Origin of the sequence: Methylobacter sp. S3L5C (assembly GCF_022788635.1) — a bacterium.
GTDB lineage: Bacteria > Pseudomonadota > Gammaproteobacteria > Methylococcales > Methylomonadaceae > Methylobacter_C.
Window position 1 is genome coordinate 2,845,222 of the sequence record NZ_CP076024.1, and the last position, 18,914, is coordinate 2,864,135.

General features: G+C 47.7%; 13 protein-coding genes and 2 pseudogenes. 5 read left to right on the plus strand and 10 right to left on the minus strand.

What is annotated here, in order from left to right; all coding sequences use genetic code 11:
• The first annotated feature begins 309 nt into the window (after positions 1-309).
• Positions 310-1,344, plus strand: a complete 1,035-nt coding sequence (locus KKZ03_RS12745; protein WP_243217213.1) for a hypothetical protein — start codon at positions 310-312, stop codon at positions 1,342-1,344.
• Here KKZ03_RS12745 and bstC read toward each other — a convergent pair whose 3' ends face one another.
• The 6 genes from bstC to KKZ03_RS12775 form a co-directional block, all read right to left on the minus strand.
• Entirely contained in the window at positions 1,345-2,163 is an 819-nt protein-coding gene (bstC, locus tag KKZ03_RS12750) for a sterol transporter outer membrane protein BstC (RefSeq protein WP_243217214.1), read from the minus strand.
• Positions 2,164-2,167: 4 nt separating this feature from the next.
• A complete protein-coding gene (gene bstB, locus KKZ03_RS12755) occupies positions 2,168-3,007 on the minus strand; it encodes a sterol transporter periplasmic substrate-binding protein BstB (RefSeq protein ID WP_243217215.1) in 840 nt (279 codons plus the stop codon).
• Positions 3,007-5,697 carry a sterol transporter cytoplasmic membrane protein BstA gene (gene bstA / locus KKZ03_RS12760; protein ID WP_243217216.1) on the minus strand — a complete coding sequence of 897 codons (2,691 nt, stop codon included), beginning with the start codon at positions 5,695-5,697 and terminating at the stop codon, positions 3,007-3,009. The genes bstB and bstA overlap by 1 nt, the downstream gene beginning before the upstream one ends.
• A 19-nt stretch (positions 5,698-5,716) precedes the next feature.
• On the minus strand, positions 5,717-6,820 hold the full coding sequence (locus KKZ03_RS12765; RefSeq protein ID WP_243217217.1) for an aromatic ring-hydroxylating dioxygenase subunit alpha: 1,104 nt from the start codon (positions 6,818-6,820) through the stop codon (positions 5,717-5,719).
• Positions 6,821-6,858: 38 nt separating this feature from the next.
• Positions 6,859-7,875 carry an NAD-dependent epimerase/dehydratase family protein gene (locus KKZ03_RS12770; protein ID WP_243217218.1) on the minus strand — a complete coding sequence of 339 codons (1,017 nt, stop codon included), beginning with the start codon at positions 7,873-7,875 and terminating at the stop codon, positions 6,859-6,861.
• A gap of 909 nt (positions 7,876-8,784) precedes the next feature.
• Positions 8,785-9,267 (minus strand): hypothetical protein, encoded by a 483-nt coding sequence (locus tag KKZ03_RS12775; protein WP_243217219.1) that lies wholly within the window; start codon positions 9,265-9,267, stop codon positions 8,785-8,787.
• 95 nt (positions 9,268-9,362) lie between these two features.
• Between KKZ03_RS12775 and KKZ03_RS12780 the strand changes: the two are divergent.
• Both KKZ03_RS12780 and KKZ03_RS12785 read left to right on the plus strand, forming a co-directional pair.
• Positions 9,363-10,582: pseudogene (locus KKZ03_RS12780) on the plus strand (IS3 family transposase).
• Between the two features lie 163 nt (positions 10,583-10,745).
• Complete coding sequence (locus KKZ03_RS12785) at positions 10,746-10,886, plus strand: hypothetical protein (RefSeq protein ID WP_243217220.1); 141 nt, start codon at positions 10,746-10,748, stop codon at positions 10,884-10,886.
• Positions 10,887-11,527: 641 nt separating this feature from the next.
• On the opposite strand, the gene KKZ03_RS12790 is transcribed toward KKZ03_RS12785, so the two are convergent.
• A complete protein-coding gene (locus KKZ03_RS12790; RefSeq protein WP_243217187.1) occupies positions 11,528-12,283 on the minus strand; it encodes an IS5 family transposase in 756 nt (251 codons plus the stop codon).
• 94 nt (positions 12,284-12,377) lie between these two features.
• Here KKZ03_RS12790 and KKZ03_RS12795 point away from each other — a divergent pair, with 94 nt between their 5' ends.
• Positions 12,378-12,869, plus strand: a complete 492-nt coding sequence (locus KKZ03_RS12795; protein WP_243217221.1) for a DUF3391 domain-containing protein — start codon at positions 12,378-12,380, stop codon at positions 12,867-12,869.
• A 192-nt stretch (positions 12,870-13,061) separates the two neighbouring features.
• Here the strand turns inward: KKZ03_RS12795 and KKZ03_RS12800 are convergent, their stop codons facing one another.
• Positions 13,062-14,558 carry an ISNCY family transposase gene (locus KKZ03_RS12800; protein ID WP_243217103.1) on the minus strand — a complete coding sequence of 499 codons (1,497 nt, stop codon included), beginning with the start codon at positions 14,556-14,558 and terminating at the stop codon, positions 13,062-13,064.
• A gap of 234 nt (positions 14,559-14,792) precedes the next feature.
• On the opposite strand from KKZ03_RS12800, the gene KKZ03_RS12805 reads away from it, so the two are divergent.
• Complete coding sequence (locus tag KKZ03_RS12805) at positions 14,793-15,500, plus strand: HD-GYP domain-containing protein (RefSeq protein ID WP_256452028.1); 708 nt, start codon at positions 14,793-14,795, stop codon at positions 15,498-15,500.
• 308 nt (positions 15,501-15,808) lie between these two features.
• Here KKZ03_RS12805 and KKZ03_RS12810 read toward each other — a convergent pair.
• Together KKZ03_RS12810 and hpnA are read right to left on the minus strand one after the other, a co-directional pair.
• Positions 15,809-17,334 (minus strand): annotated as a pseudogene (locus KKZ03_RS12810) (IS3 family transposase).
• A gap of 357 nt (positions 17,335-17,691) precedes the next feature.
• Positions 17,692-18,747: a hopanoid-associated sugar epimerase gene (gene hpnA, locus KKZ03_RS12815; protein ID WP_243217223.1), complete on the minus strand. Its 1,056-nt coding sequence runs from the start codon at positions 18,745-18,747 to the stop codon at positions 17,692-17,694.
• Positions 18,748-18,914 lie beyond the last annotated feature (167 nt).

Below are 18,914 nucleotides of genomic sequence, written 5' to 3' on the forward strand. Positions count from 1 at the left end.
GGCCAGTGAATCGTTACCATCCGTAACCTGACTTCCTGAGGAAGCTTCACCTTGATCCTAGAACTCATGTTGCTTGTTGTTTAGGAACGTGCATGATATAAAATCACCAAACATTAGACAGGAATGAACAACGTAAATCCCTGCATTTTTTCGCTCCAATTATCGGGTTACTTTATCGCTCCATGCCAGCTTACAAAATGTATTGGTGTTTCAAATGGCAAGCTTATTTCATGTACTTGCTTTTGTTTGATGCCGGTAATAGGTTTTTGCTGTGTCTGTCCGTAACTGTTTAACGCCAGGAGTTGCCTGATGCTACGAAAACTAAAACATGCCATCGCCTCCGCGTGGATATTGGGCAACATTTTTATCTTGCCGGGAATTCCCGCTTTTGCCGAATCGCTTGGGGTAGATGAGGTGTTGCGTGTATTGGGAATGGATAAGGGACAGATTGCCGAACTAGCGCAGGGCGAGCCTGTCGCTTATGCCTTAAGCGAAGGCAGCGCCGACGAGCTTGCCGTAGGCTTAACCTGGTATCTTCCGGTTTCTTTGGACAAGGTCGCAGGACAATTGCGGCTGGAGGATCCTGATCCGCTGGACGTTGATGTTAAAGCTCACGGATTATTAACGGAGCATAGCGGGGCGGGTTCGCTTGCACCTGTCGTTCTGTCCAAGGAAGAAGCCCAAGCATTGTTGAATGCCGAGCCTGGGGATGAATTCAACTTGTCCGCCCATGAGATTGATAAACTTAAAGTTTTCAAGCAGACGCTTAAACGGACGCCCCAAAGGGCCATCGAAGACGCAGCCGGAGAGCATTTTCGGGAGATTCTGTTACAGCGTTATGAAGCCTATCGGCGCGGTGGAACGAATGCGATAGCGCCTTATGCGCGGAAGGAGAGTACAGCCAAGCCTTCCCTGGAATTGCGCCAGGCGGCAAACGCAAACGCTATTCTGTCGCATTACTTTCCAGCCTTGCACAAGGTTTGGCTGGACTATCCGAAAGCTTTGCCGCCGGGAGCCAGCGAGGTGTTCCCCTGGGTAGAAAAAAACGTGGAAGGTCGGTCTGCGACCATCCTCAGACACCGCATCAATATGGATTGGAATGGCGGCATCTTGGTATTGACAAGGGAGATCTATGCACCGCATTCCTACAATTCCAGCCAATGGATAACAGGGAGCCTGCCCTATCGTGGCGGTACCGTGGTCTTTCAGCAGGTGCGGAGCTTCACCGATCAGGTGACAGGAGTCGCCAGCAATGTCAAGCATATCGTGGGTAGGGAGTTGCTGAAAGACAAAATGATCAAGTCATTTGATCGCCTTTGCAGTGTCTTGGGTCAATGTAATTGATTAGCTGATAGGCCTGGTTTCTTGATACTCCTGTTGAAACTCGTTAAATTCTTTTTGCCAGGGCTCTTTACTGTAGCCCCAATTGCCCTCGATCAGAAGTTTTTGCCCTAGCGCGACTTCGGCTTTTACCTGAGGTAGGACAGTCTCGTCATCTTCATCCCAAAGTGCCTGGGCATAAAACAGATGGTTAAGCGGATGCTCTGGATGTTCTTTGACAGCCTTTCCTAACAGTTCCAACGCCTTGTCGCGGTCACCGATGCCATTGGGCCAGGTTGGGGCTTTGAGATAAAGCATTCCCAAAAGTCGTAGTGGTCCACCGTGATCAAGATCCGGGCTCAAGGCTAGCGCCTGTTTCATTTCATCTTCCAACCGGCCAAGATTCCCTATGGCCAGCGTGGGGTGTTCGCGTACAGCCATACCAAGGTTGGCGGCCAGGTAATAATGTACGGCACCTTCACCGGTACCTCCGTGCGCCAGGGCGGTTTCGGCAAAACTTACACCCTCGGCGGCAAGTTTTTCACGGTTTTCCTGGTTGGTTTCGCGTTCGGCAAGGTGCATACATATATGGCTGCCCAGCGCGGTACGATGTGCCGCTGAATCGTGGGTGTTGCGCAAAACGGTCAGTGCGCATTTCAAGGTATGGGTATCGGCCAAGGGGCCGAGTTGATCTTGTCCTGCGATCAGCGAAGCTACGGTTTGCTTGGGGCAGCCGGAAAGCTGGTCAGACTGGACATGGTCGCGCTCAACTCCGGCGCAGCCGGTCAGGAATGCCAGAAATACCAGTATTGAAACGTTAGGAAGAAGTTGTGCTTTGCTCAAGTCCTTATTTTCCTTCTGTCCAGAGTTTGACCATAGGCTCGAACACAGTCGCGTTGACGCTGGTGAAAGATTCCACGCCGAACAGGTCGCAAAGTTTTTTACCTTCGGTGTCGGTACACATCCCTTCAAGCGCCTTACCGAAGCGGGCGCGTTCTTCCGCAGTTGTGGTGGCGTTGTTGGCCACCACCCCCATCAGCGGGATATCTTCAGACGTAAAGACAGCTTCAAGAGGTGTATTCATCTTAAGTGAAGCGAGTCCGTTGAATTGTTGCTCGTTCAAAATGACGGCATCCAGTTCTCCTGTGTCCAAAGAACGCAAGGCGCGGATGGCCTGATTGGACGGTTTCAGGACAAAAAAACTGGTGGGATCGTATTTCCCGGCAAAAACGATCTTGCCGATGAAGGATGGTTCTTCCAACACCGTGCCACCCAGGGTTTTACCTTTCAGCTCATCCAGGCTCTTGTACTTATTTTTCTGTACCATTACCCGGTAACGATCACTAGTGCTGGTTTTGATCTTGGGTTGAACCACTGGTATCAACTTGTGACTAGTGCGAAGTTCCAAATAGAGACCCAAGGAGATAATAGCGAACTTGGGATTTTTTTCAGACATCTGTTTGCTGCATTCGTCTAATTTGGTGGTGAACAAGCTGTTGAAGCTGTTTGCCTGCCACTGGCCGACGCGTTCTACCACCCGCAGCATGGAGCTCATTGCTCCATTGGCGTCCTTGGCATTGACGGAGCCGCCAGGGTAGCACACCACAATCATTTCTGGATTGGGTGTGGCATTTATGGATAAGGGGGCCAACAGGCCGGCAAGTAAAATGAGGTAAATTTTGCGCATTACGGTTTTCTCTTTGAATCAAGTAATTGTCCGATGGCTGGGGCCACCACCAGGGTTGCAGTCAGGCAACACAGCAGCCCAAGAGTGATGCTCATGCCCAGCGAAGAAACGCCTCGGTAGCTGGCCAGAGTGATGGCACCAAGACCAGCCAATTCAGTGCCTGCAGCCAGCCCGATTACCTTGCCGGCGGAAAGGGTGACTTGCAAGGGAGTATAGCCCTTCAATTCGTTCCAGCGATAGCTGAACCACACGCCATAATCCACCGCCAACGCAATCACCAGAGGCAGAGCGACGATATTGGCGAAATTGTAGCGAATGCCGCCCAATGCCATCAGCCCCAGCATCCAGCCGCCACCAATCAGCAAAGGCAGTGCCGCCAGCGCGAAGCCGCGGACGCTGCGTGTGACCACCATGATCCAGAGCAGGCAAAGCCCCAGAGCCAAGTTTGTGCCACTAGTGAAACCTTCTACCACGAGCTTGGAAAATACTTGGTGCGTGGTCGGGAATCCGGTCGCTTCCGGCGAGACGTTATACACGTCTTTTATCAAGGCGTCGAGGTTATCGGGTTCGTATACGGATTTCGCAGGGAAGGCATAGACTGCGATGCTACCGTCAGTACCAAAGAAGCGGTCACGTAAAGCGGACGGCAGCTGTTCAGGACTTAGGGGTCGAGCTTGCTGCCATGCGTTGATGACTTTGAGTCCGTCATTGGTTTCTGATAGCAAAGCGCGCAAAAAGCTTTCGCTACGTATCCGTCCCTGTTCGCCGTCTGTGGCGAGTTTGGCCGAAATAGCTGAAAGCTGTCCGCGCACATTCTCCAAACTTTCGACCAGTTTGGAATGCCCTGCCGAGAATGCCTGCTCCTGGGCATCATCAATGATGGTGGAGCTGTTTTCCAGCAGTGTTTGCAATAACTCGAATGATTTTTTTGTCAAGCCAGCACTAGTGAGCTCGCCGATCTGCCTGGTGTAGTCTGTTTGGGCGAACGATTTTCCGATACTCATGGCTTTACGGAGGCGTTCGTCAGCGTCCGCAGGAAACAGGTTGGTCAGTGACTGCGCTTGGGCAATCGTCTTGAGCTTGCCCGCCTCGCTGGTGATTCGCCGGGCCTCGGCCATGTCCTTGGCTGTGAAAATGATGACTTCGGCCTGGTAGTCACTCTCCGCTACCATGCGGCGTTGGTAATAAGCCGCTTGGGAATTTTTAGGCAACATGCCCAGCAGGTCGTAGTCGAATGGGATGCCCAGGCCCTTCATTCCGCCGAAGACAGCGCAACCTATGGCCATTACAACAAGAGCCACCGCGACGGGTTTGGGGAACGCGCCGCTGTATTTTCCTGGTCCGGTGGGAGCGGGTGGTGTAATGATTTTCAGCTTGGGTGGCAGCAAGGCGTAAAGCGCAGGTTGGACCATCCAGGTGCTCATCAGAATCATCACTACGCCTTTGGCCGCCACGATGCCCAGTTCGGCAAAGCCGGGGAAATCGACTGTGGCCAAGGCGCTGAAAATCAGTAGTGATGCCCCGCCTGCTGTCAGGACGGCTATAAAAGATGAGCCAATACCCGCACCGATGGCTTCAACCAAGGGTTTGCCTGATCTACGCTCCTCAGCAATGCGCGAGGAGGTGAAAATACCGTAGTCCGCTCCAAGACCGAACAGGATAGCGATAAAGGCGGCAGTAATGATGGTCAGATGGCCGACGGTGACAAGGGCCAGGCCCAAGCTCCATAGTACACCAAGCCCCATTGGTATGAAAATTAGTACGGCCCAGCGCATGCTGCGCACCACCAGCAGGATCAGTGCGGCGATCAGACCGGCGGAGGTGAATATTACCATTGTAATATCCTTGCGGATATTGACGTATTCTTCATACTCAATGGCCGGTAATCCGGTCAGGCCAACGATGGGCGGAGTGTGTCCGGCAGCTTTAGCTTGTCCTGCCAAGGTTGCCGATACCTGTTTGACTTTATCGACGAAAGGGCCAAGGTTAACAAAATCACCGGAAGGGTTTTTCGGGTGAACGAACAAAAACAGCATCTTACCGTCGTGTGAAGCAAAATAACCATCGGCCTCGTTTTTAGCCAGCAGTCGGTTCCAGTCCAAGCGGGTCGGCACTGTTTCCGCAGATAGCCAGCGCTGCCACTCTTCCAGGAAAAACGCCGTCAAGTTCAGGCCGGCTTCTGCGGTTTGCAGGTCAGTGTCTGTGCCTCCCAGCGGTGGGTGGTCATTGCTCCAATTCAGCGCTTTGCGCAGGTTTTCTTCCAACCCTCCACCATCCGGTTTGGGCTGTTTTGCCATCGTAGCCAGCTTGTCCAGTGCCTCGGTCGGCATTAGCAAGTAGGAGTGTTCCAGGAAGAACGTCATGTCGAGACGGGAGGTGGCTTGACCGATCTCGGGCTCTGACTGGAGTTTGACAGCCAGATCGTTGGCAAAAGACTCCAGTTCACTACGGGGGGCACCCTCCAGAACAATCATCAGATCCGAGGCGGCACCAAAGTTTTTCAGGAAACTGTTGAAGCGTTTCGCCACTTCCGTGTTCTGGGGAAGCAGCGCCTGCCGAGAGGTGTAGACCGGAAGCTGTGCGGTCGCCCAGCCGGCCAGAATCGACAGTACCAGGGCCACTCCCAAAACCCGCCAAGGATTTCGGGCAAAGCATTCGGCGAGTTTGGCTGCGCGCTGAGTTATTTTCATTGATTTAGGGTTGCGTTAATCATTCCGATTGAGTAGCCTGCGGTGTTTCTTTTCGGGCCAGATGTTCTTCCCATTTGCGCGCGGTAAGTCGCTGGAACATTGGCACCACGGGATTAAGTTCGATAGGCGGTTCATCCCAGTAGGTTTCGTAGGCCAACATCTCTGCTTCCAACGCGACACCGTCTTCTTCGAGTATGGGTTTAAATACCAAAGGCTTGGCGATATTCAGTACTATTTGAGTCAGCCACTTGGGAGTTTTCATGGAAATCAGCGGAATCGTCAGGGCATCGAAATAAAACAGGAAAAACACCCGCGTGGTCCGTTCGTCGATGGGCAGCATAAACGACCAATTCTTGATGCTGTCACCGGTGTTGGTCCATTGATAGGGGTATTGGTAACACAGCTCGATAGAGCGGGTATTGACTCGATTGCGATCAACGAAAATCCCGGAAATTCTACCGCCGGCCATGTATGCATCATAAGTCAGATAAACTCTGTCGTCATCGGCTTCGTGGTGGGTCAATTTAGCATCGATGAAGGGTTTGTATTTGCGGTGTAGGAAAGCATGAGAAAAATCGCAGATATTGTCCATGACCATGGAATGATGGGTGTGCCAGGTTAAGTCCGAGACAAAGTTGGCCCACGGGCTGTCGCCGGTAAGCTCAGGAATTTCCGGGATTTTGTGTTCACCTGCCAGTTCCGGATCGCCGGGAAACAGCCAGATAAGACCATAACGGACTTGTACCGGGTAGGTTCGCAGTTGCTTTTTGATAAGCGGCTTGCCAAAGCTGTCATGCGAGTAGTCTTCCAGTCGTCCGTCCCTGTTGAAGGACCAACCATGGTAGCTGCAACGCAGATTGCACTGATCCACTGCGCCAAGGGTGAGCTTGAGTTGGCGGTGCAGGCAACGGTTCTGCAAGGCAACGAGTTTACCGTCATCGCCACGGTACAGGGCAATTGATGTGTTCCAGAAAGTGACCTCTTTTACTTGTTCTTTTTTAACTGCGCTGTCGTATTCCACTACATACCAGTGATTTGGATCCATTCCGGAAGCGCGTGCCTTTTGCCGGGGATTCTTGGCTTCAGCAAAGGCCGGGGGGGATTTTGTCTGTGTGTTGTTCATGATTAAAGCCCTTGTTTGTAGCTAAGGTGATAAATCGTTTATTTGGGCTTGACGATCAAGCCCCTGCGCACGAAATCTTCGTAGGCTTCCCGAACTGCTTGGATTAATTGGGTGGGCTGGTAGCCCAATTCTTGTTTCGCTTTGAGGTGGTCTGCCCGGCGGTGCATCTGAAGCAAGCGCACAGCACCCGGCGTAAAGCGCCGGGGCAGATTCGGGAATGCCCGGAACCAGGTTTTGTCTGCGACTTCGGCCAGTGTGGCCATCAGCATCGGTGACAGCCGTAGCCGTGGCAATGGCCGGCCGGTGACTTCCCGGAACATCGCCATCAGATCGTCCACGCTGGCATAGGCGGTACTGATAATATATTTCTGTCCGGAACGTCCATGGCGCATGGCTAAAACATGTCCTTCGGCTATATCATGGCTGGACACGAACTCGAAGCCTCCGGGAATATAAGCGCTGAGAGAGCCGTGTGCATAATCGATGAGTACGCGACCCATACGAGAGGGCACATAATCGTAAGGGCCGATGATGGCGCAGGAGGTGGCGACGACCACATTCAAACCGTTGGCGTGAGCCTTGAGGCATTCATGCTCGGTAAGATGCTTGGTAAAACCGTAGGGTAGATGGTGATCAAAGGGATAGAAGGGCATCTCCTCGTGGCTGGAAATATCCCGCTCATAACCTGTGGCGCTGAGAGAACCCGAAACGACTACCTTGTCAATGCCGTGGAGCTTGGCTGCTTGGAGGATATGGATGGTACCGCGAACGTTGGTATCGAATATTTCTCGTTTATGGGCCGCATTACCTTCGATCGTTGAAACCAGAGCCGCGCAATGGTAGATGCGAGCGCATCCGTACACTGCAGTTGACACCTCTTCGCTGTTGCGCAGGTCGGCTAGGACGCGCTCGACGTCAAGGCCGTCCAGTGCGCCATTGTCGCGCTCGGCGCGGATCATTACCCGCACTTGTTCACCCTCTGCCAGCAGGCGGCGAACCAGATTGGCACCCAAGTGTCCGGTGGCCCCTGTAATCAGTGTGATGCCGGCGCTCATGTCATTAATCCGTGGGAGTAACAACAAGAATGGAATCGAAAGATCAGGTAGATGAATTTAGGTATCATGGAGCCCTCTTTAAAAGCTGTCTAAAAAACATCAAGCGTATTTTGCACAGCGTTATTCTGATCATTTCAATCATATTTTCAAAAGTCCACTTTAATATTGCTAAACACTTTGCCAAGCGGCGATTGTGATTTAACCACGAGAAGGTGTGTTAAAACAACCCTACTTTTCGGTAAAACGGTGTAATTGCCTTTAATCAATCTTCCTTACAGGTTTAAACCTAGGCCTTAAGGCTGAATGGAGCGCCCTGCAACAAGCGAAGGGAGGTTGCTTTATCGGGCGCGGATTGGGGAAGGGGTGCAGACCCCTTCCCAACCTTTGGCTTCATTCCAAAAGGATGTTTCCTCATTATTGCTTTTTTTAGAAATAATGAAGTTCAAGTTTCTCACCGATAAATTTAACGGAGATTCCTCGATAATGTGCATTATCTGAACAGGAAGATGCTTATTACAGGAAGATGCTTATTATAAGTTTGGCTTAATTTGGCGATTCATGCGGCGCAATACGCTATGATATTGGTGCCCTACGGATTGCACCTTTCCGTGTTTTATTTACGCAGAAAACAGGCTGTAACCCTTATAATTTAACCCTTATCAGTAAGCTGATTGCACTTTACGAACAAGATTTTAATGCTTTTAATTGTATCCACAATACGTATAACTACCTATCAATCTACTAGCTAAAAAAATAGGCGGCTTTATCATGCCAATGCACATTTTTAAAACATTAAAGACTGTTTTAAGGTATTATGATATGGATTTAAGCTTCACGATACTGGCCATTGACAAGGTATTTAGCGCGATCGCTCCTTGTAAAAGAACTGGCTTACCAGCATACCCAGACTCAGTCTCTAAGCAACCGGCGTTGTAATTGGATACACAACCAAGCGGCCGCAATCGCCAATAACCAACGACCACCCATTTCGCAAAACACCATCCATTCGACGAACCACGGCACCGGCCGCGGGTTTTGACCGGTTAGTGCAATATTTTGAAATGAAATCTCCAGTTTTCCCAACAGCAGCGACGGCAAAGTCAACATAATAACCAGAGCGGCTGTCAGTAAACTCAAGATAATTAACAAATACCGTTGCGTCCAGTTTTGCACCGGCCAAACCAGTAGTACTGACATTTCAATGACCAGCGGAACCAGGAGGTGCAACAAGTGAGACGATGATTTCAACTTGGTGCCCGGTGCAATGAATTGGCCGGCGTTCAGATAAACAGGGCGAAGCACCCAGGTGGATAATTCAATCGAATGGTCAAGTTGGGATTGCGCTGACTTTATTAGTTTCAAGTTTGGGGAAATTTCGGATGTCATGGTCATGATGACCACTATAGTGGACCCCAAAATCCGGACAGTCGATTAAGATGGTGTCTTCCATAAAAAAAGTAGACAGGAATGAGTGAAAAAAACGTAAGATTTTGACGGGGGCACAAAAAGCTAAAATAGCGTTAGAAGCTTTGAAGGGGCAAAAAACGGTAAATGAGATTGCTCAAGAGTATGGCGTTCATCCTACCCAAATTGGTTTATGGAAGAAGGCCTTATTAGAAAATGCCAGCCAACTGTTTGAGGTAAAGCGTGGCTCGAAGCCCCTTGATCCTCAGAGCGATCCGGTACGATTGTATGCCAAGATTGGTCAGCTTAATATGGAACTGGACTGGCTTAATACCCGCACGGGGCACTAGAAAAAAGTCAGGAATCAGTTTTTAAGCGAAAGACAGAGCTGGATCGATCCCCATGATGAACTGGCGTTGGTTCGGCAGTGTAAATTAGCGAGTATTGCCCGATCCACCGTCTACGCTAACAAGACAGTAGTTGTGAATGAATACGAGCTGTTATTGCTGCGCTTGCTGGATGAAGAATATACCCGCCATCCTTTTTATGGCAGCAGGAAAATGACAGTCTGGCTACGCGGACAAGGGCATGGCGTGAACCGAAAACGAGTGCAGCGTTTGATGCAAATACTGGGGTTGGTTGCCATGGTGCCTGGTCCTAATACCAGTAAAAAACATCCGCAACATAAGGTTTATCCGTATTTACTCAGAGGATTAGCTATTGTCCGACCGAATCAGGTCTGGAGTACGGATATAACTTATATACGACTCGCGCATGGCGTTATGTATCTGGTCGCAATCATTGTTGGTACAGTCGTAAAGTGTTGGCGTGGAAGGTTTCAAACACCATGGATGTTGGTTTTTGCCTGGACTGTTTGACTGAGGCGCTTAATCAATATGACGCACCAGAAATTTTTAACACCGATCAGGGATCGCAGTTTACCAGCACCTTATGGGTCAATAAATTACTGGAACACAGCTGTAAGATTAGTATGGACGATCGGGGTCGTGCCTTGGACAATATTTTTGTTGAACGGCTATGGCGTAGTGTCAAATACGAGGACATTTACCCGAAAAACTATGTCATTGTGCCTGAATTGTTGTTGGGTCTGACCGCGTACTTTATATTCTATAACAGTGAGCGGTTTCACCAGGCATTGAGCTATAAAACGCCCAATGAAGTTTATCGGACAGGCATCGGCGGCGGCGTAAAAGTAGTTGATCATTTTAGTGACAAACGGGTTTCTTCAAAAGAAGAAGTGGGACAGCGCCAATCTGCTGTAACGGAATCGATGCCCTCTTAATTAGGCTTAAATATTGTCTGGACAATGGGGTCCACTTTACCACGACGTTCAATTCCCAGTATCTTCAAATGCTAAATGAGACTGAAGGAGTGCTGTATTTCTAACGGAAAATGAGTCTGACAAACGTTTGCATATCGTTCATGATAAGAGAATGAAACCTATCATGAACATAAACGACCTCAATACCATTGAACAAATGGAAGAGTTTTTAACCGGCAGCCAAGCCGTCGCTGAACACCGCCTGCACAGCATTCGGATTAGCTTGCAGACTGATCCCAAGAGTCATGGGCGCCCTTGGTTTTGATGTCAATTCTCTGAATAACGACGCGTCAACATAGATTCGGTTTAACTTGTCTCTCTGTACCATACCTGCTAATTATGAATTAGCTTTTCCTCAATGCTCACTACCAGCACTCTTAAGACAAGCAGCTTGAGGGGGTTTAAAGCCAGTTTCCGACAACAGACTTTGATGGGCCTACCATCCCTTCCAATGAGCTTATACACATCTGACCATTATTTTCATCTAGTGCCAGCCTGTGTGCCTGTGGCGCACTCCAAGATTTTCAGCGAATAAATACATTCAACTTTATACTACCATTCCCGCTGGAATATAAACGGGAATTTTACAAGAAGACTGCTTAAGAAAGTGTCCTGTTTTACTTGATCATTACAGGCAGGATAGGGTAGTTGACACCGGACATAAACGGTCGGATACTGCTCAATCCGTAAAATTGCATGGCTTAAGGAACTAAAATCGTTAAAAATAAAATTACGCAACAGTATCCGATTGTTTTCGAGAGTAGATGTAGTAAAGTTTTTACTCTAGCGACTTTAAAGAATGTTTGTTAGGTTAGGTCATTAGCTGTTCCACTGCTCCCAACCAACCAAAAAACACTACATGTAGTATATTTTGAATAATATAAACTACTAGGTTCTGTTGACGTTTCACCTCAGCCATAAAAGCACCGAGGAAAATGATAGCATCCCCATGTAATTAATAGCTTTTTTCTCATATCGTGTAGCAATTCTGCGATAGTGCTTGAGCTTACCGAACATACATTCAATGGCATGCCGCTCCTTATAATGCCAATAATCGCACTCAATATCTTCTTTTCGGTTCGATTTAGGTGGGATAACCGCTTTTATTTCACGACTGGCTAACCACTCCCGCAACTCGTTCGTGTCGTAGGCTTTGTCTGCTAAAACGGCTGAAGCATTAACATTTTCCAATAAAGATATGGCTTGCTTGCATTCAGCCTCCTGCCCGCCTGTCAGGATAAATTTGATGGGCATGCCCAAGCCATCACAAAGCGCGTGAATCTTACAACCAAATCCACCTTTGGAGCGCCCAAGTGCTTCATTCTCAGCAGAACTATATGCCGCTCCAGCTGCGCAGGCATGTGCTCTAATAACTGAACCATCCATGGAAACATCTTGTAAATCAGCGTCTTCAGCAAGATGACAGAGAATTTCACCCCATATGCCATTGATACACCAACGTGAAAAACGCTTGAAGATGCTATTCCATTTACCATACGTTGACGGTAATACACGCCACTGTGCTCCCGTACGTAATATCCACAAAATGGCATTAACAAACTGCCTGCAAATATCGGGTAAACCGATATGAACTCCAGGCAATTTTTTTAAGCTTGCCAAAATACGAGTCCACTCTTCATCACTTAATGTTATCCGCTTCATTTCATTCAAAACGACTTATTCTACCGGATTGGTGAAACGTCAACAGAACCTAGGAAAAATTAACGACTGTGAATAATAATTTAGGAAAACTCAAATGCTAAAAAAAATTAATATTCGGGACGTAAAACTAGGAATGTATATCCAGGAAATCTGCGGCAGTTGGATGGATAATCCATTCTGGAGGAAATCCTTCAAGCTGACCGACCCAAAAGATTTAAAAACGCTGACTGAGTGCAGACTACATGAAGTCTGGATCGATACAAAAAAGGGCTTGGATATTAAAGCTATTCCTGTAGGTTTGAGCGAAGAAGAGTTACAGAAAGAAATAGATCTACAATTACAATGGACAGCACAGTCCACAGTAACATTTATTCCTCACGTTCCTGTACATGAAGAGTTTGAGCAAGCCCGCAAAGTACATGGCAAGGCAAAAAAAGCAGTCACCTTGATGTTTCAAGAGGTGCGTATGGGCAAGGCGATACAAACCGACGAGATTGCCCCGTTGATAGAGGATATCTATCAGTCTATTACGCGCAATCCAGAAGCATTTTTAAGCCTATCTAGATTAAAAAACAAGGATAACTAGTGCCTGAACGAAAAAGCCACTTTTCAAAAAAACCAGCTCAACATCCGGAAATATTTTTTGGAAAAATCTTTCCGGAGTGGAACAAACGACTCAATTTCTGCTTTACCATCAGTTTTTCAGAATTATTCCTAACAATCATAAATTATAAGCGCACCTTTCCTGTGGAACCTGTTGGCTGTTCTCAAAAAAGTGTCAGGCAACTAGTTTTTGTTGCCCGTTAAAAAGCCTTAGCCGGTCCATGTCGCGTTTAATTGTGCCGAGCTTTTGAATGTTACGCGATAACACGGCTAAGCCAACATAACGCTCGAAAGCCTCAATGCCATGATCAAGGCACTTATCCAGTCCATGTACTTCTAGCGCATTAATAGCCGATTCTACGGCGGAATGTTGCTTTTTTGCCTGTTTAAATTCCGCTGCGTATTCACGATTCTGGTCGGCTTTGGATAGCTTGCCTTTTTTGGGTAAAACGACTTGCTCAAGGAGGGCTTTCAGGTCGGTTTGATTGGCGGGACTGTGGAAGCCTTTGTCAAAGCTACAGGCGTTAAAGCGTAGGAATTTTGCTTGAGTCGCTTTAACCATCGGTACGGCGACTTTGTCGTCGGTAGTTTTTTGCATGACTTGACTGTGCAAGATAAAGCCCTGATGATCTTCCATGATACAGACCCGCAAGCCCAGTTCAACCGGGACTCCGGCTTTGCCTTTGCTGATCCATTCGGTGTGGGTCTGGAACAGGGAAAAGACTTTTTCATCATGGGGAATGGTTTCTCCTTGAATAGCGCGACGTCTAATCTGCTCGATTTGACGTTCGGCATGCAGGCTAAAAGTGCTCAGATCGGTAAGCAACACTTCTGGTATGTGAAAGTGATTTTTTAACGTCAACATACTGGCTTTAGTGCGCTCAAGATAAAACCCTGCCAAATCAATATAGTCCTGGTAGGCCTGTTTGATCTCAAGTGCTTTGGCGGCCTTGATAGCGTCATTTTTTGACGTGGAATGTTTGAGTTTTTGCAGCGTGCGATACCGCCTTTTAAATTTAGACAGGTTGTGCTTATGCAATCGCCATTCAGGCAAGGCATGTTGCAAGCTCCATTTGACGCACGTCCGAATCAGAATCCGGATCGCATCATGCAGTAAACTGATATCGGTTGGAAAATGCACGTTGGTTTTTAACACAAAAGAATCGCAACGGCCTCTGATCAGCGCATGAATATCCAGATCCAGTAATTGATAGCCGGCTCGAATAACTTCAGTACTAATACGCGCCATGATCGCTGGCGTAAACAGCTTGAGATTGTCTTTCAAGGTTTGCAGGCGATAGCGTTTGTCGGCATCAAAGCAACCAAGACCGAGCATTTCACGTAGGGTGTTATGCTGATTGGCCAACTCCAGAATGCGATCATAGTCTGTATTCAGTCCTACGCGTAGCGATCCTAACACCAAAATCGACCATTGATTCATACCGGGGCGGCCTTTGTCGATGGCAACGATTTTTGTCACTTCGGCGTCAATTTTAGTAGGCACCACATCCTCCAGTATTTTAAAAACAGCATCCCTTAATGGCTGAGTCGTATAAATGTGTTGCAAGCCCAGCAAGATGATCGGAATGTCATCACGGGAGGAAACATCTATTTTGATATCAGCAATATCGCGTTGACCGATGCTCATTTGTGGAGAAAATACCTTTCTCATCGGGAGTTTTCCAACGAGAATTTGAAAGCTGAGGCGCTTATCCGGGAGGTAGCTTTTGCCAAGCCCTTTTCGATGAAAATAATAATCATAATTATCAGCAAGTTACTTAAATTCAGCATTTTATACGCCAATAGGCTGTTATTTGATTTTCAATAGCCTATTTTATCGCAACTTATTGTTTTGTATTAAATAATTTATTACCGTTCAAACACTAACTACATTTACCTGCATTCAATTGCAGTGTGCGCGTTGATGATGGCTCTCGGCAAACAAATGGGTTTGGATCAAACGCTGATGAAAGATCTGGGAATGGCAGGTTTGTTGCTTGACATAGGCAAAACGATGATCCCTAATGATATTCTCAACAAACCCGGACGCCTCACCAATGAAGAATTCAATCTGGTTAAAAATCATCCGCTTCAGGGATGGCAAATACTCAAGGGATCAGAAGGTGTTTGCGAGATGGCACTTGATGTATGTCGACACCACCACGAACGGGTAGACGGTGCAGGTTACCCGGATAAATTGTCTGGAGATGCTCTGTCGCTGTTTGCGCGCATGGCAGCAGTGTGTGATGTGTATGACGCAATAACCTCCTATCGATGCTATAAAGTGGGCTGGAGTCCCGCTCTATCGATACGTAAAATGACCGAGTGGCAAGAAGGGAGCTTCGACAAAGCTATCTTTCATGATTTCGTAAGGACCATTGGTATTTATCCGTCTGGCACACTGGTAAAACTAGAATCTACTCGCTTAGCTGTTGTACTCGAACAGTCAGAAAAGAATTTGCTTGCTCCTATCGTGAAAGTGTTTTTTTCAACCAAAGCCAATGCACGTTTATTGCCAACTATTATTGACCTATCAAAGTCTACGGATAGCATTTTAAATACCGAAGACCCCAAAAAATGGAGATTTAATTTAAAGCAACTGAGAGAAATCTAAACAACGCCAAGAAGTCATGTCTACTAAATCGTTTTTCACAACATTAATGGACAAGCGGGGAGTCGCTATTTTACGATAGATTTTTCCGGGTATCCTGCTCGAAAAATCAGCAAAAAATCGCGCGACCACTAATGCCTCTGACTGCCCCGATTCGTTCTGCTTTGCTCGCTCCAACCCAACAAGGGGTTGAAACATCACTACGCAATGTCTTGACGCCCGGTAATTGTCAATGTAGTTGTCGCATCGACGGTTAAATCTTACTCTGGTTTGTTTTCTGAATAATCACTTCCTTGATAGCATTTTTTTGTTTAGGCCTTGTCTGGGTTAAGGTGGACTGTCTGGATTTTTCCCCAATTACGGGAGCTTCCAGTCCAGCGTTGCGGATGTTTAGCACGTGCTGCTTTGTAGACGGCTTTACGGTTATCCAGAAGCTTGTCGTCCAAGCCTTCATGACGTTGTGCTGGTGTAACAAAGCGGATAGCGCTGTGACGATGCTCATGGTTGTACCATTCCACTAAGCTTGTGACCCACTGACGCGCTTCCGTAACATCGGCGAACGGCTTTAGCGGATAGTTAGGACGATATTTCAAGGTCTTAAACAGCGATTCTGAGTACGGATTATCGTTGCTAACCGATGGCCGACTAAACGAAGGCATGACACCAAGCTGTTGCAAGGTCGCCAGCATAGTCGATCCCTTCATTGGGCTGCCGTTGTCAGAATGCAGGATAAGCTGTTCTGCCTGTATACCTTCACGATGACAAAGATCACGTAACAATTCGCCAGCCAAGGCGCTGTTTTCTTCTTCATATACCTGCCAACCGACGATCTTTCGGCTGAAAATATCAACAAATAGATACAGATAGAAAAACTGTCCACGGATCAGTGATGGCAGATAAGTAATGTCCCAACTGTACAGTTGATTAGGTGCTGTAGCACAGACCGCGCGCGGCTTGGTGCGTATTTGAACTGGCCGTTCGCTACGCCGATGGGTAAGCTGTTTTTCCTCGCGCAGGATGCGATAGAAGGTCGACTCAGACGCCAGATAGCTGCCTTGGTCGGCCAGTCGTGGCACGATCTGACTCGGTGGCAGATGACCAAATTCATCTGAATTGGCGAGTGTCAGCACCTCGGTGCGCTCGATTGCTGTTAGTTTGTGTGGCGGTTGATAGTCACGCAAAGGGCGTTGATCGCAGTGAATCGTCTCACCGGTCTGCCAGCGTTGCAAGGTCCGTTCGCTCAGGCCCAGCACCTCACAGGCTTTAGCTTTGCGAGCCCCCGCTGTTACCGATTCATTCAGTAAAACAATCACTTGCTTGCGCTCTTCGTGGGGAGTCATTCGACCTCTCCCCCCAAGAGCGCACGGAACTTTTTTTGCAGCACCAACAGCGCTGCGGCCTCTGCCAAGGCCTTGTCTTTACGTAATAATTCGCGCTCAAGAGTTTGGTTTTCTTCTTTCAATGTACGTAAAATCCGCGCTTCTTCACGTTTGCCTACTGAGTCACCCTGGCTACAAAAATCTGTTTTCCACTGCTCCAGTTGATGAATAAAAACGCCGCGTTCACGACACCAGGCATTTAAGTCTTCACCGATCAAATTATAGGTTTTTTGTAAAGCGGTAAAACGTTCTTCAGAACTCCAATCCTCGGGACGCTTTGATTTCCGGGGTGCAGGTTTGACGTTCTGTTCCTTCTGTTTCATCCAAGCCTTCAAGGTTGTTAAATGGATATTCAATTCGTTTGCGACGGACTGAACTGATTGGTCATTACCACGATTGTATACTTTTACCAGGGCCTGCTCTCTGAAGCCTACTGAATACCTTTTATATTTTTTCATTTTGAATCTCAAATTTTATTTTTTCTTAAAATTTGAGGCGACAACTATTCTGACGCAGGGGGACGCCGCTTCGTAGAGCCTACATTTTCACTACGCTACGCTTCGTGAAAACATATACACTGCGGCTATCGCGGACTAAAAATCTTTACTACATTGACGCTCCGTTTCCACAATTTTCAGCCAGCGAATGTCCAACCATTTAAAGCCGTCACTCAGGCGACGCAGTTGATTGATGCTCGATGATATATCCTTGGACAAGGGTACTGTATCGCTACTCCTGAAAATGAGCATCTGGAAAGTGCTGAAATTAAAGGGTTGTGATAATTCAAAGTTGCTCCAGTTATTTCATGGATGTGCCTAAATGCCTTTAGCCTGACTTTTAATATTATTATTGCACATATCTACGTTGTCTAATTGTAGATTAGCCTCACAATAACCATTCTCTGCAAACCAAACTATCGCATCATTAATTGCTTCAGCTGCGGGGCGGTATTGATAATTTAACTCGCGCATCGCTTTAGCACTGGAAAAATACATTAACCTTTTCGCCATGCGTACGCCGTCAACCGTCGCACGTGGCTCAGTGCCTGTCAATTGGGCAGTTTTTTCCATTAGCCATGCAATAGGTAAAACTAGATTATGTGCCAAACACAAGCGATTTGTGGGTTTGTCCGTCAGTTTATCAATCGTGGTTAAAATTTGTAGCAAACTCATATTTTCACCGCCTAATACATAACGTTCGCCTGCTTGACCTTTTTTAAAAGCGGCTAAATGGCCTTTAGCCACATCATCTACATGTGCAACATTTAGTCCTGTCGCCACATAAGCAGGCATTCGCCCTAGTAAGGTGTCCAGCACAATCCGGCCCGTCGGCGTGGGTTTGATATCGTAAGGGCCTATGGGTGTAGAAGGGTTAACGATGACCAAGGGCAATTGATAGCGGTCAGTGAGTTGCTGCACGACTTGCTCGGCGAGAAATTTTGAGCGTTTGTAATGCCCAGTCATCATACACAAGGATGATGGCGTATTTTCATCAGCAGGACTACTGTCTTGGTTATATCCTAAAGTTGCTACGCTGCTGGTGTAAACCATGCGGCTGATGCCCGCTTCTGCGGCGGCAAGGATAAGCGATTGTGTGCCTTGTACGTTGGTGGCATACATGGCTTGGGGGTCGGGTATCCACAAGCGGTAATCTGCGGCGACATGAAATAAGTTGGTGCAGTCTTTGACGGCACGCTTTAATGAGGCGGTATCGCACAAGTCGCCGACACATATTTCTACGGGGTAATTATGGATATTTCTCCAATCGCTATTCGCCCGCAGTAATACTCGCACTTCATGCCCCACTGCCAGCAACTGCCGCATTACGGCAGAGCCTAAAAAGCCATTTGCACCTGTTACCAGTGTTTTCATGTGTGACTCCATTAATTGGGTTTGGCGAATACCAAGCTTCGGATAACGCTTGGTCTACTAGATGCTGGAATCACTATGGGTGTTTGGTATTCCCGCACTACTAGCTTTACGAAAGCAATCTTAAACGGTGAAGGTTTCACCGTCTGTGCGTTAGCGAACATTGTTAA

Bases quoted from the DNA above. Each gene is read 5' to 3' on its own strand.
- KKZ03_RS12745 (WP_243217213.1), top strand. From the start codon at position 310: ATGCTACGAAAACTAAAACATGCCATCGCCTCCGCGTGGATATTGGGC.
- hpnA (WP_243217223.1), bottom strand. From the start codon at position 18,747: ATGAAAACACTGGTAACAGGTGCAAATGGCTTTTTAGGCTCTGCCGTA.
- KKZ03_RS12790 (WP_243217187.1), bottom strand. From the start codon at position 12,283: ATGAAGCGGATAACATTAAGTGATGAAGAGTGGACTCGTATTTTGGCA.
- KKZ03_RS12770 (WP_243217218.1), bottom strand. From the start codon at position 7,875: ATGAGCGCCGGCATCACACTGATTACAGGGGCCACCGGACACTTGGGT.
- KKZ03_RS12775 (WP_243217219.1), bottom strand. From the start codon at position 9,267: ATGACCATGACATCCGAAATTTCCCCAAACTTGAAACTAATAAAGTCA.
- KKZ03_RS12765 (WP_243217217.1), bottom strand. From the start codon at position 6,820: ATGAACAACACACAGACAAAATCCCCCCCGGCCTTTGCTGAAGCCAAG.
- KKZ03_RS12800 (WP_243217103.1), bottom strand. From the start codon at position 14,558: ATGAGAAAGGTATTTTCTCCACAAATGAGCATCGGTCAACGCGATATT.
- KKZ03_RS12785 (WP_243217220.1), top strand. From the start codon at position 10,746: ATGAACATAAACGACCTCAATACCATTGAACAAATGGAAGAGTTTTTA.
- bstB (WP_243217215.1), bottom strand. From the start codon at position 3,007: ATGCGCAAAATTTACCTCATTTTACTTGCCGGCCTGTTGGCCCCCTTA.
- KKZ03_RS12795 (WP_243217221.1), top strand. From the start codon at position 12,378: ATGCTAAAAAAAATTAATATTCGGGACGTAAAACTAGGAATGTATATC.
- bstA (WP_243217216.1), bottom strand. From the start codon at position 5,697: ATGAAAATAACTCAGCGCGCAGCCAAACTCGCCGAATGCTTTGCCCGA.